General features: G+C 70.9%; 9 protein-coding genes. 6 read left to right on the plus strand and 3 right to left on the minus strand.

Annotated elements, in window-relative coordinates:
• Positions 1-41: 41 nt before the first annotated feature.
• Positions 42-1,190, minus strand: coding sequence for a vWA domain-containing protein (locus tag WME73_RS40030; protein ID WP_437913039.1), 1,149 nt, complete (start codon positions 1,188-1,190; stop codon positions 42-44).
• Positions 1,191-1,436: 246 nt separating this feature from the next.
• Between WME73_RS40030 and WME73_RS40035 the strand changes: the two genes are divergently transcribed.
• A complete protein-coding gene (locus WME73_RS40035; protein ID WP_437913040.1) occupies positions 1,437-3,272 on the plus strand; it encodes a PE-PGRS family protein in 1,836 nt (611 codons plus the stop codon).
• A 565-nt stretch (positions 3,273-3,837) separates the two neighbouring features.
• Positions 3,838-4,332 (plus strand): hypothetical protein, encoded by a 495-nt coding sequence (locus tag WME73_RS40040; RefSeq protein ID WP_437913041.1) that lies wholly within the window; start codon positions 3,838-3,840, stop codon positions 4,330-4,332.
• A gap of 112 nt (positions 4,333-4,444) precedes the next feature.
• Here the strand turns inward: WME73_RS40040 and WME73_RS40045 are convergent, their stop codons facing one another.
• A complete protein-coding gene (locus WME73_RS40045; RefSeq protein WP_437741531.1) occupies positions 4,445-5,155 on the minus strand; it encodes a helix-turn-helix domain-containing protein in 711 nt (236 codons plus the stop codon).
• Between the two features lie 455 nt (positions 5,156-5,610).
• Between WME73_RS40045 and WME73_RS40050 the strand changes: the two genes are divergently transcribed.
• Together WME73_RS40050 and WME73_RS40055 are read left to right on the plus strand one after the other, a co-directional pair.
• The gene (locus WME73_RS40050) at positions 5,611-6,579 is read left to right on the plus strand and encodes a serine/threonine-protein kinase (protein WP_437913042.1); all 969 of its coding nucleotides are present in this window, start codon (positions 5,611-5,613) and stop codon (positions 6,577-6,579) included.
• A gap of 85 nt (positions 6,580-6,664) precedes the next feature.
• Positions 6,665-8,356 carry a serine/threonine protein kinase gene (locus WME73_RS40055; RefSeq protein ID WP_437913043.1) on the plus strand — a complete coding sequence of 564 codons (1,692 nt, stop codon included), beginning with the start codon at positions 6,665-6,667 and terminating at the stop codon, positions 8,354-8,356.
• Between the two features lie 75 nt (positions 8,357-8,431).
• Here the strand turns inward: WME73_RS40055 and WME73_RS40060 are convergent, their stop codons facing one another.
• A complete protein-coding gene (locus tag WME73_RS40060) occupies positions 8,432-10,675 on the minus strand; it encodes a cyclic nucleotide-binding domain-containing protein (protein ID WP_437913044.1) in 2,244 nt (747 codons plus the stop codon).
• Between the two features lie 201 nt (positions 10,676-10,876).
• Here WME73_RS40060 and WME73_RS40065 point away from each other — a divergent pair, with 201 nt between their 5' ends.
• Together WME73_RS40065 and WME73_RS40070 are read left to right on the plus strand one after the other, a co-directional pair.
• Positions 10,877-12,013 carry a hypothetical protein gene (locus WME73_RS40065; RefSeq protein WP_437741535.1) on the plus strand — a complete coding sequence of 379 codons (1,137 nt, stop codon included), beginning with the start codon at positions 10,877-10,879 and terminating at the stop codon, positions 12,011-12,013.
• A 130-nt stretch (positions 12,014-12,143) separates the two neighbouring features.
• Entirely contained in the window at positions 12,144-13,142 is a 999-nt protein-coding gene (locus tag WME73_RS40070; protein WP_437741536.1) for an NAD-dependent epimerase/dehydratase family protein, read from the plus strand.
• Positions 13,143-13,159 lie beyond the last annotated feature (17 nt).

Here is a 13,159-nt window from a genome sequence, read left to right on the forward strand (position 1 = left end):
CTCTCTCCTTCGAGATCGAGCGGTCCTTCTGCTGCGCTCGGTCAGAGGATCACGGTCTCGCAGCCGAGGAGGATCTGGATCTTCGCGATGGAGGCGCCCCTGGCGGCCTCGCAGGTATCGGGGCACAGCACGAGGGCCGCGGGAGAGGCCGGGTCGTCGTAGCGCCAGCCTGGGCCGTCGCAGCCGGGGCGCTGCGGCAGGATCTCCTGCGATGCGCCGTCGAGCCCGAAGAGGACGTTGACGTCGTCGAACGCGACCTGTCCGCCGGCCACCTGGGAAGGGACCTCGACCTCGCACGGGAGCGCCTGCCCCGTGACCTTCGCGAGCGCGTTCTGGAACTCGACGGCGATGTTGGTCGCCCCGACGAGGACGGCGGCGTCGGTGCCTCCCGCGGCCGCGACCTGGTTGGCGAAGCTCTGGTTCACGCCCGGGAGCCCGATCACGAAGGTGCGCACGGGGGTGCCGTAGCGCGCGCCCGCCGCCGCGAGATCCGCGATGGCGTCCGGGTCTTCCGGGTTCACCCCGGCGCACTGGGCCGCCGGCCCCTGGGGCTGCCCATCGGTGACGAGCAGCACCGCCGAGGCCTCGCCGGGGTGGTTCTTCGCCACGTCGATGCCCTGGAGCAGCGCGCCGCCCAGCGCCGGATAGACGGGCGTGCTCGCTCCGTTCGGCGACTCGGCCTCGATGGCCGCGACGATGGCGCCCGCGTTGTCGGGGAGCGGACCGAACGGGACCAGCGGCTCCCTGTACGCCTCGTGGTCACAGGCCGGCACGTCGTCCGCCACCCGCGGAAAGAAGCGCAGCGCCACGCGCACGCCGGCGAACCTCGCGCTGTTGACGAACGCCGTCAGGCCGGCCTTCGCGCTGGTCCACTTGTCGGCCACCATGGGGTCGTTGCCCGCCATCGAGGACGACTTGTCCATCATGATGTAGAGATTGAGCGGGACCGCGATCGCCTCCTCGGTGACAAGGCCACAAGCGGCGTCCGGATCGAGGACTTCGACAGGCGCGTCGGTCGACAGCCCGCCATCCGGATCAAAGGTCCCGCCCGAGCCAGCTCCGTCCGAAGAGGAAGAGGACGAGACAAGGCCAGCTCCTGAGTCCGGTGCACACGCGCCATGAAGCCCCATGGCGACGGCGAGCCCAACCATGGAAGCGAGCGAGGTGGGGTGGAGCGATTCGATGCGCATGGGATGAACAGAGGACAGCGAGGACGGCGCGGAAGCGGGAAGGTACGCAGACACAGAGTACCGGAGACGGTGACAGGCGCGAGGGGCGAATCGCGGAATCGTGAGCTGGCTCGCGCCGGCGCAGCACATAACGGCGTGGGCGGACGGCTGTTGATGCCGGCCGCAATGTGGCGCACAGCCCCGTTGTGATTGGGAACGAGCAAGACAAAGTCTTTTCGAAAAGCGCGCGAAGGTGCAGAATTAAGCATGCGCGCACAATTCTTCCTCGAGACGGCATCTCTGCTCGCATTGCTCTCGGCGATCGGCTGCGCGGAGAGCAGCTCGATCGACGACCCCATCGGGCCGTTCGAGGGCACGGGAGGCGGCTCGGGCGCGGGCGGCGAGTCCTCCGCGAGCAGCAGCACCACGACGGCGTCATCGAGCAGCGCCGCCGCCGCGAGCGGCTCGGGCGGGAGCGAGGGCAGCTCGGGCGGGGGTGAGGGCGGCTCGGGCGGGGGTGAGGGCGGCTCGGGTGGAGAGGGGGGCAGCGAAGAGGCGGGCGGGGGCGGCGGTGGGGTCACGGATCCGTGCGCGCTGGGGTGCTTGCCGGGCACACACGACGTGGACGGCAATCGCCTCACGGGCGAGTGCGGCTGTGAATACGTGTGTACGCCGACCGCGGCGGGAGAGGCGGGCGAGGATCCGATCGACGCCGAGTTCATCGACGACAACTGCGACGGCGGCGACGGGCTCGTGGAGCAGTGCATCTACGTCTCGGCGAGCACGGGGGACGACGCCAGCAGCGGGACGCGCAACGCGCCGGTGGAGACGATCGCCAAGGCCATCCAGGTGGCGCAGGCGGGCGCGGTGCCGGCGATCTGCCTGTCGGGCGAGCTGTACCAGGAGGCGGTCACGGTCGTGTCCGGCATCAGCATCTACGGTGGGTTCGATCACGCCAACGCTGACTTCAAGTTCCGGAGGACGAGCTCGGTGACGACCACCGTGCGCGCGACAGGCACGGTGTTCCACGCGCCGTCGATCACGCAGCCGACGCACGTCGAGGGCCTCTCGATAGAGGCGCTGAGCCCGTCGTCGGCCGGCGCGAGCACCTATGGAGTGCGCCTCGGCGGGGGGACGGCGGACCTCTTCGTGCGGTTCAACCAGATCAACGTGGAGGAGGGCCGAGCCGGCGCCGCGGGGACGAACGGGGCGGCGCACATGGAGGGGACGGCGACGGCGGGGAATGCGGGAGAGCAGGGCTGCAATGACTGCAGCGGCCTCGGCAATGCAGGCCCGGCGCCCACATGCGACGAGCCTGGCGGGAGAGCTGGATATGGCGGACATGGCTCGAACACCGGAGCGGCGGGCCATCCCGGCAGCCAGGGCGCGACGGGCGGCGCGGGGGGCGCCCCGTTGCGCTGCTTCAGGACCCGGTCGCCAGGACAAAATGGCACGCCAGGCATGGCGGGGTCGCAGGGGATGCCGGGGACGGGGGGCGCGAATCTCGGCAGCATCGCCTCGGGCGTCTACCAACCCGCGAACGGCACCAACGGGCGACCGGGAATCAACGGCGGCGGCGGTGGAGGCGCGGGCGGCGGCGGTGGCGGCTCGTGCGAGGTAGGCCCTGATGATCGCGGTGGAGGCGGCGGCAGCGGCGGATGCGGCGGGCTCGGCGGCCGCAACGGCACTGCTGGCCGCGGTGGAGGCGGGAGCTTTGGCGTCTTCGCGGCGGCCGGACGGGTGGTCGTCTCCCGCAACGAGATCACGACCGGAAAGGGAGGCAACGGCGGCAACGGCGGCAACGGCGGAGCGCCACAGCTCGGGGGTAACGGCGGCCCTGGCGGCCCCGGTCCCGATGACGCTGGAAACGGCGGCGTCGGCGGCAGGGGTGGCAATGGCGGCGACGGCGGCCCGGGCGCGGGCGGCGGCGGCGGCCCGAGCGCCTGCCTGGCGCGAGCCGCGAGCGTCGGCTTCACGTTCGGAGACAACAGCTGCTCGACCGGCACCCCCGGGTATGGCGGCGCCGGCGGCACGACCCCGAGCGGCGGCGCCGCGGGCGCGGGGCAGGAAGGTAAGGCGGCCGCGAACCTGCAGATCAACTGATCAACGCTGCTGAGTTCGAGGAGCTATCTCCCACACGTCTGCTCCGAAGTCCATGGCGCTTGCGCCCCTGGCGACAAGCATGATGTCGCCGGCCGTGTCGACGGCAACGTGACCCCTGAAAGGCGATCTGGATTCGATCGCTCCCGGAGCGAACGAGCCTGCCAGTCCTGTCACCGTGGCTCTTATGCGCCGACATGACTCCGCCCGTCCGCTGGATTGCATTCAAATCAAAGGCGAGTCGATGCACGAGACAGCATCATCGGTACCGGAGCAGCGCCGAGCCCTTTGTGCTGACGCTCGCACGACCCCGCCGGTCGCCACCTCAACCCTCATGACCGCCGCAAACCCGGCCTCGCCCGGACGCTGCTCCAGCGCGCTCCTGGCGGAGCGGCCGTCGCTATCGTGGAGACTCGTCCGCCCAGGGCGCCGGCGCCTCCAACGCCGTGGACGCGCCTCCGCTAGACTGGAGCAAAGCGACAGGCGCCCGTGTTAACGCGTTGCGACGGCACGCCGACCGGCTAGAACGGCTCCCCGGAAGCAACGAGCGCTGACGACAGGAGCCCCCATGACCACTGCAACGCAGATGCCCATGATGCCGCAGACGATGTCCCCCATGATGTCGACGCCGGAGATGGCCGCTGGCGCATCCATGATGCCCGGCATGATGGGCATGCCAATGATGCCCGGCATGATGGGCATGGGCATGCCGATGATGCCCATGATGGGCATGATGCCCGGCATGATGGGCATGAACATGCCAATGACGCCCGGCATGATGGGCATGGGCATGCCGATGATGCCCATGATGGGCATGATGCCCGGCATGATGGGCATGATGCCCGGCATGATGGGCATGGGCACGCCCATGATGTGCAAGATGTCGTGTGAGATGACCAAGGACGGAATGATCTGCAAGATGATGCCGCCCGAGGGCATGTCGATGGACGTGCTCAAGGAGCGCTGCGAGGCCATGACGAAGATGATGTCGGCCGGAATGCCCATGATGATGATGTGCGGCGGGATGCCCATGATGATGTGCACCCCCGCCATGGCCAAGTAGCGCGGCCGCAAACCTCCTCGGAGCAGCGGAGCGTCGGCGCTCACCGGCGTCCTCGCGCTGCTCCGCCCCTCCCCGCCCCTTCCCCTTTCCTCGGCGAGGAACGCGCCCCGCCTCAGGGCGCCGGCAGCGAATACGTCATCACCAGGTACATCAGCGAGTCGACGTTCGCCGGGTTGCGGTAGACGTGCGGGACATCCGCCTGGAACACGAGCGCGTCGCCCGTCGCGAGCAGAAACCGCTGTCCGTCGACGCTGATTTCAACGGTCCCCTGACAGACCACGATGTTCTCGGTCGTCCCGGGCGGGTGGGGATCGGCATTCTCCACGCCGAGCGGGGCCAGGCAGAGCTCGTAAAACTCGACCGTTCGCGGCGCATCGAACGGGAAGAGCGCGCGCGAGGTGAACTTGCCGTCGTGCGATGTCAGCCGCTTCGCGCGATCCCCGCGCAGCAGCATCGGGCCGCTCGCCGAGCGAGCGCTGACGAGCGCCGAGAACGGCACGCTGAGCGCGCGGGCGATCTTCCAGACGACGTTGATCGTGGGCGCGCTGCGGCCGAGCTCGACCTGGCCGAGCATCGCACGGCTCACGCCGGAGATCTTCGAGAGCCGCTCCAGCGAGAGGCCGCGCCGCGTCCTCAACCGCCGAAGGTTCTCCCCGACAACATGCGTGAGATCCGGCGGCGAGTCGTGGTGAGCGACCTCATAGGTCCACTCCTCCTCCAGCTCCTGCTCCTGCGCGCCGGGCCTGGCCGGCTGCACGTCGAGCGCGACCGGCAGCGCGCCGTTCACCCGGGGAAGGTCGCTGTTCTGTCGGACGGATCTCATAGGAGGATGGGCGCCACTCTACACGGGATCTCAGGGCCGGCAAACCAACCAAATTCGTCGTTGCGTCATGATGAGTGTGATCAATCATCAGGCGATTTCCGTCACTCCTAGGATATCGCCTGAACCCGATCCGTGACGTCCCTGTCGCATTCGCTTTCCCCCTCGACGCGTTCGCCCTTCCGACCAGGGTCGCGCTTCCTCCCAGCGCGCTTCGCCGCACGCTCGCTCCCCGCAGGCTCGCTCGCCACAGGCCTCTTCCCCCGCAGGCGCCTTCCCGCGGGCCGCGTCCCCCGGTCGCCCGCGCTTCCCCGCCCCTCTCCGCCTCCGGTCCGCCCCCGGCCGGCGAATCAGGTCGGCGCCCAACCGTCCCTACCGCCAGCGCGCCGAAGCGGCTACAACCTGGGCTCGCTGTGCGGCACGCTGACGCAGCGCGCTCAAGCACCGAGGACTTGCCGATGGACCACGACATCGACGACGTGATCGACGGCCGGTACACGCTGATCGAGGTGGTCGGCCAGGGAGGCCACGGCGTGGTCTACCGCGCCCTGGACCAGGAAACCGGCGCGCACGTCGCCGTCAAGTACCTGCGGCCCGAGTTCGCCAGCGATCCCGCCCTGAAAGCCCGCCTGCGGCGCGAGGCCCGCGCCATGGGGGAGCTGGCCGGCACCAGCGCGACGCACGTCTTCGCGTTCAGCGAGGCGCCCGACGGCACCCTCTACATCGTCATGGAGTTCCTGAAGGGCAGCGATCTCGAGACGGCGCTGCGCCAGCTGGAGGCGCGGAACCAGCGGCTCCCGCTCGACGAGATCCGCGAGCTGTTCCGCCCGATCGTCGACACCCTCGACGCCGCGCACGCGCGCGGCATCGTCCACCGCGATCTGAAGCCCGCGAACATCTTCGTCCTCGACCACGACACGGGCGTTCCTTCCTCCACCTCCCCGCACCGCGGGAGCGCGCCGGCCCGCGCCGGCACGGCGGGGCGGGGGCGCGTGCGTTTGCTCGATTTCGGCCTTGTCAAGGTCATGCAGGCCGACCCCCTCACCCGCGAGGGCGCGATCCCCGGCTCGCCCAGCTACATCGCGCCCGAGGTATGGAAGGGCCGGCCCCAGGAGATCGACCACCGGATCGACATCTATTCGCTCGGCGCGGTGCTCTTCCGCGCGCTCGCGGGGCGCGTGCCGTTCGCCGGCGCGAGCCGGGTCGACATCCTGCTCGCCGCCGCCCGCGGCCCGCGGCCGAGCTTGCACGCCTTCCGGCCCGACCTGCTCCCCGAGGTGGACGCGTGGGTCGCGCGGGCGCTCGCCGTGGCCCCCGAGGAGCGCTTCCAGGACGTCCGCTCGCTCTGGAGCGCGCTGGAGCCGCACCTCGACCACGCCGATCGATCCGGCGGTGAGCCTACCGGCGGAGGCGCGATCCTGCGCTGAGCACGTTCCTCACCCGACCGCCTTGCGACGCGGGAAGCGGCGCTGGTAGCGTGGTGCAAACCATGCCTGAACCGAGGGCCGCAGGATGAGCTCCTCGCCCGGCCTGTTGCAGCCGAATACGCGGTTTCGCAACCGTTACCAGGTGCTGCGCGTCATCAAGGCGGGCGGCATGGGCGCCGTCTACGAGGTGATGGACGACGTCACCGCGACACGCCGCGCGCTCAAGGTGATGCTGCCCAGCCTGCTCGACAGCGAGGAGCTGCGCGCCCGCTTCGCCCTCGAGGCCCGCATCACCGGCGTCATCGAGAGCGACCACATCGTCAGGACCTCGGACGCCGGCGTCGACGAGGAGACCGGCACCCCGTTCCTCGTCATGGAGCTGCTCCGCGGCGAGGAGCTCGGCAGCCTCGTCAAGAAGCGCGGCGCCCTCCCCGCCGAGGACGTCGCGCTCTACCTGTTCCAGGCCGCGCTCGCGCTCGACAAGACGCACGCGGCGAGCATCGTCCACCGCGACCTCAAGCCGGACAACCTGTTCGTCACGGTCCGCGACGACGGCTCGCCGTGCGTGAAGATCCTCGACTTCGGGATCGCCAAGGTCATCGAGCAGCACAACGCCTCCACGCTGACGCGGCAGATGCTCGGCACGCCCGTGTACATGGCGCCGGAGCAGATCCGCGCCGAGCGCAACGTCGGCCCGCGCGCCGACATCTACGCGCTCGGGCACGTCGCGTACGCGCTCCTCGTCGGCGAGTCGTACTGGGCCCAGGAGGCCGAGGCGACCGCGTCCCCGTACATGCTCGCGGGGGAGCTCCTGCGCGGCGCGATGGAGGCGCCCAGCGCGCGCGCGGCGCGGCGGTCCTCGGCGGCGCTGCCGAAGGAGTTCGACGGCTGGTTCCTCAAGGCGACGGCGCTCAAGGCCGAGGACCGCTTCGAGCGCGCGTCCGTCGCGGTCAGCGCGCTCGCCGCCGCGCTCGACGTCGCCCTCCCGCGGGCCTCGCGCGTCATCCTCCTGCCGGAGCCGGCGGCGCCCGCGCCGAGCGCGAACCCGAGCCCGACCGACCCGACGCTGCCCTCGAAGCCCGGCACGGCGAAGGGCTTCGCCGAGGTGCCGACCGTCACGGTGCCGGAGCTGTCGTCGAAGACGCCTCCCTCACGCCCCGGTCCGGCCTCGTACCCCAGCCCGCCCTCGCGCTCCGTTGCGCCGTCGGCACCCAATCCGCCCTCGCGCTCCGTCCCTCCCTCGTTTTCTTCCGCGCCGCCCGCGCCGTCGGCCGCCTCGAAGTTCGCGGAGACCCGACCCCGGACGCCGCCCCCCCTGGACCCGCCGGGCCGGACGGGCCTCTCCGGGAGCGAGCCGTCGAGGAGGTCCGAGCTCACGTCGAGGCGCGAGCGCGCCGCGCAGCGGCGCTTCAACATCAGGCCCGACACGTCGACGGGGGTCCTCCACGTGAAGGTGTGGGGGTTCTGGGACATCGACGAGGGCAAGGCGTACCTCGACGAGTTCCGCCAGAAGGCATCGACGCTGCTCAACCTCGGGAAGCCCTGGTACGTGCTCGCCGACATCGCGGACTTCCCCCCGCAGAAGCCCGAGGTGAGCCCGTACGTCGAGCAGACCATGGCCTACGCCGTCGAGCACGGCATGCGCAAGGCGGCGAACCTCGTGAACAGCGCGCTCTCGAAGATGCAGATCTCCCGCCTGTCGGCCGCCATGGGGCTGCCCGAGTACTCGTTCTTCACCGCGGAGGCCGACGCCGTCGCGTGGCTCCTGAAGGGCTGAGCGCGAGGGGGCCGAGCGACGCCGGCCGGCCACGAAGGGCCGAGCGCGAGGCCAGCCACGAAGGGCTGAGCGCGCTCAGCCGAGGACGAACCGCCGGATGCGCCCGGCGAGGCTCCGCACCTTCTCCTCGGCCTCGAGGTAGCGCTCGGCCGCGTCGCGCAGGTGGGCCTGGCGCGACGCCATGAGCAAGCTCAGCTCGATCACGAGCTGCGGGCGCGCCTCGATGATCGGCTGCAGGGCCTCCTTCGTGATCTGGTAGAGCACCACCTCGTCGACGGCGCGCACCGTCGCGGTGCGCTCCTCGCCCGTGAGCAGCGCGAACTCCCCGAAGACGGCGCCCTTCTCGAGCGCGGCGACCGTCGCGTCCTGCCCGTCGGGGTGCCGCACCAGGACCTCGACGGTGCCGGACGCGACGACGAACATCGACGAGTCCCGCTGCCCCTGCAGCACGATCCGATCGAGCGGTCCGTACTCGATCCGGCGCGCCTTCGTCGCGAGCTTGCGGAGCTCGCGATCGAGCAGCGGCTTGAAGACCGGCGTCCGCCGGAGCAGCATCATGAGGTCCTCGGCGCTCGCCTCCCGCGCCGCCTTGCTCGGCTCCTCGAGCTCGATCGACGGCGCGGCCCCGTGGCCGTCGCGCCGCTGCAGCGCGGCGAGGTGCGACGGGTTCTTCTCCATGTACGCCTCGAGCAGGCTCGCGTTCCGCGGGATGCACTCGTCGCCCGTGTAATCCATGAGGTTCCGCTCGGCGGCCCACCGGGCGACGTCGTTCATCGACTTCCGGTACTGCCGGCACGCCGCGGGGAAGATGCCGTCCTGGTCGCCGAAGAGCCCCGTCAGCGCCTCGGGCATCAGGTTGATCCCGAACAGCCGCATGTCCCCCCGCTGGTGCCAGAGCGCGAAGTCGCGCCACCGCGGATCGATGTGCGCGAGCTCCGGGAACGCGAGCACGTTGTTCTTGAGCACGGCCCGCTCCGCGTCGCGGAACACCCGGTGCCAGGTCTCCTGCGCGTTCCAGAGGTTGGGGCCGGCGAGCTCGATCGCCTTCTGCAGGTCCGCGTGGTGGGCGTGCAGGAAGGCGAGCGTGGCCTTCTGCTTGCGCATCAGGTTCGTCAGGCTCACGGGCCCGGCCGCGAAGAAGCCGGCCGCGCGCGGCGCGATGTGCCGCATGTCCCAGACCTGCGCCCACGCCGCGACGTCGATCGACGCGCGGATCGGCGCGAACGCCGCGCCCTCCTCGAAGGCCTCGCGCTCCCCCGGCGAGAGCATGTCCGGGTAGTCGTGCTTCACGGCCTCGAAGATGCCGAGGCACGTGAGCAGCTCGAGGTAGAGGCCCACCCGGAGCAGCCAGCGGGGGTCGGGGAGGTTGCGCCGGTGCTGCTCGAGGTCCTGATGGATGGCCCGGAGGTACAGGAGCGCCTTGTCCATGCCGATGGTCAGCACGGGGAACCACGGGTGATAGCCGACGTGGAGCTCGTCGATCCCGAGCGCCCGCTGCTGGATCTCCGTGTCCGCCTTGACGAGCCGGTCGAGCAGGCGCGCGTAGAGCGAGCCGAAGCGGCCGGTGTCGAAGATCTCGATGTCCGTCGCCTCGGAGGCTACCGTCCTGCCCGCCTCGCTGAGCTTGATCTCGACGCGGAGCTGCTGCCGGAACAGGCTCGCGAACGTGAACGGCTCGAAGCCGTCGGTGACGCGCCGCCGGAACGACTCGGGCAGGTCGCCCCAGAAATAGCCGCCGCCGGTCTCCTCGCCGGCGGGGTGCGGCACGAGCTGCCGCGCCGGCACGATGGTGGCCACGTAGACCGTCTGGTGGAACGAGTTCCACGGGGCGGGCTCGAGCTTCGGGACGGGGTAGGACGAGGTCGAGACGATCTGCGGGCTGAGCGGCACGTCCATCAGGCCGGGCACCGGGCACGGCTCGCCGCCGTCGGGGCTCGCGGGGAGGAACCACGCCGACATGGTCACCTCGAACGGGCGCTCGAAAGGGGCGACGAACGCGTAGATATCGCGCAGCCGGTAGAGCAGCCACACCTCGTCGCCGAGCTCCGACGGGTCGCCGGAGGTGTTGATGCAGCCGACGCGCTCGCTGCACCCGTGCCCCGGATAGAGCGCCTCGTCGACAGGCCGCTTGCCGGGCTCGAACGGGATGAGCTCCAGCGACGGCGAGAGCTCGGCCGACTCCTCCTCCGGGCTCTGGCGCGCCTCGAGCTGGCGCAGGTACTGGCGGACCCGGGCGAGCTTGTCTTCCCAGTCCATGCCCTCCACACGGCTCATCAGCAGCCGCTTGAACTGCCTCTGGAACTCCTTCGGGGTCATCATGCTGCGTCCACCTGAGTTGCCGGGGGCCGGACAGGCCCTCCGCGAGAGCTTACCGGCTTCGCGCGCGCGGCGTCGTGCGATCAGCGCGGCGCGCGCCGCCGGGCGATCAGCGCGGGGCGCGGCGCTCCGCGATCGGGCCGAGACCACGTCGGTGCGAGCCCCTTGCAGCGCCGCGTCTCGGAAGGTACGGGCTCAAGCCCTATGGCTATCGAGATCCGCGAGCTCCGGAAGGGCGACAAGAAGGTCCTGAAGGACTTCCTGAACGTGGTCGACACCGTCTACGAGGGTGAGCCCAACTATATCCGCCCGCTCGACTTGGACATCTCCGATCGGCTCGACAAGAAGAAGAACCCGTTCTTCGAGCACGCCGAGGGGACGGCGTGGGTGGCGTACAAGGACGGCCGGCCAGCGGGTCGGATCACCGCGCAGGTCGATCACGAGCACCTCCGGGTCCACCGCGACGAGACCGGCTCGTTCGGGTTCATCGATACGATCGACGACGCCGAGACGGCCGGGGCGCTGCTCGCCGAGGCCGCGGGCTGGCTGCGCGCGCGCGGGATGAAGCGCATGCGGGGCCCCTACTCGCTCTCGACCAACGAGGAGATCGGCTGCCTCATCGAGGGCTTCGAGCTCCCGCCGGTGATGATGATGCCCTACCACCGGCCGCACCAGGGCCGGCTCATCGAGCAGGCGGGGCTCGAGAAGGTGAAGGACCTCTACGCGTGGGGCTACGAGGTCGGCAAGGTCCCCGCCCGGGCGCAGAAGGCCCACGCCGAGGTCCTGGCGATGCCGGAGGTGCACACGCGCTGCGGCGATCCGAAGAACCTGCTCCGCGACATCCGGATCCTCATGGACGTCTACAACGACGCCTGGAGCGACAACTGGGGCTTCGTCCCGATGACCGAGAAGGAGCTCGTCAAGTGGTCGAAGGACGTGCGGCTCATCCTGATGCCCGAGCTCACCAAGATCACGTTCATCGACGGCGAGCCGGCCGCCGTGTCGCTCGGGCTGCCCGACCTCAACCAGCTGATCAAGGACTTCCACGGCAAGCTCCTCCCGGGCGGCATCTTCAAGCTGCTGTGGCGGCTGCGCGTGCGCGGCCCGAAGCGCGGGCGCCTCGTCGTGCTCGGCATCCGCAAGAAGTGGCGCCACGTGCGGCGCTACGCCGGGCTCAGCGCCTTCCTCTACGTCGAGATGAACCGCGCGGCGCATCTGCTCGGCATGGAGGGCGGCGAGCTGGGGTGGACGCTGGAGGACAACGCCGCCATCAACGCGGGCATCCGGCTGATGGGCGGCCGGGTCCACAAGAAATACCGCGTCTACGAGCGGGCGCTGTGATGGACGCGCGCGCCAGCGCCGAGCGGCGCGGGCGGCTCGACGCGGGCGCCGGCAGCTCGACGTGGGCGCCAGCGCCGGCGCCACGTCGAGCCGCCGGCGCGCGCCGGGACCGGAAAGGAGGAGCGGATCGATGAGGGTGCTGGTCACGGGCGCGAGCGGGTTCCTCGGCTCGCACGTCGCCGAGCAGCTCGTGCAACAGGGGCACAGCGTCGTCGCCCTGGTGCGGCGCTCGTCGGACACGAGGTTCCTGTCGTCGCTGCGCGGGGTCGAGCTCGCGTACGGCGCCGTCGAGGACGCGGAGAGCGTCCGCCGCGCGGTCGTCGGCCCGCCGGGCGTCGACGCGATCGTGCACTCGGCCGGGCTGGTCAAGGCGCGCGACGAGGCGGAGTTCTTCCGGATCAACGTCGACGGCACGCGGAACCTGCTCGACGCGGCGAAGGCGGCGCCGGCGGGGACGATGCGGCGGTTCGTGTTCGTCTCGAGCCTCGCCGCCATCGGCCCGAGCCTTGACGGGCGCCCCATCGCCGCCGACGCGCGCCCGGCCCCGGTGACGCGCTACGGGCGCTCGAAGCTCGAGGCCGAGCGGCTGGTCCTCGCCGAGAAGGGCGCGTTGCCCGTGGTCGTCATGCGCCCCCCGATGATCTACGGCCCGCGCGACCAGGAGTCGTTCGCGTTCTTCCAGAGCGTCGCGCGCCGCTTCCTCCCGATGCTCGGCGACGGCAGGAACACGCTCAGCGTCATCTACGCCTCCGATGCGGCCGCCGCGTGCATCCGGGCGATCGAGAGCGACGTGCCGAGCGGCCGCGCCTACTTCATCGACGACGGAAGCGTGTATGTGTGGCGCGACATGCTGGCGGACGTGGAGGCGGCGCTCGGCGCGCGGGCGCTCGTCCGTCTCGGCGTCCCGTTCTCGCTCGTGCGCGGCGCCGCGCTCGCGAGCGAGGGGCTCGGCCGCCTCACCGGCAAGGCCGTGATGCTCACGCGCGACAAGCTGAACGAGCTCTCCGCGTCGCACTGGGTCTGCGACTCGAGCGACGCCCGCAGGGAGCTCGGCTGGGCGCCCGAGGTGAGCTGGGCGGAGGGGACGCGCCGCGCGGTCGCCTGGTACCGCGAGCACGGCTGGCTGTGACGTGACGCCGCGCCGCG

This window comes from Sorangium sp. So ce302 (assembly GCF_051530145.1).
In the GTDB taxonomy this organism is placed as follows: domain Bacteria; phylum Myxococcota_A; class Polyangia; order Polyangiales; family Polyangiaceae; genus Sorangium; species Sorangium cellulosum_B.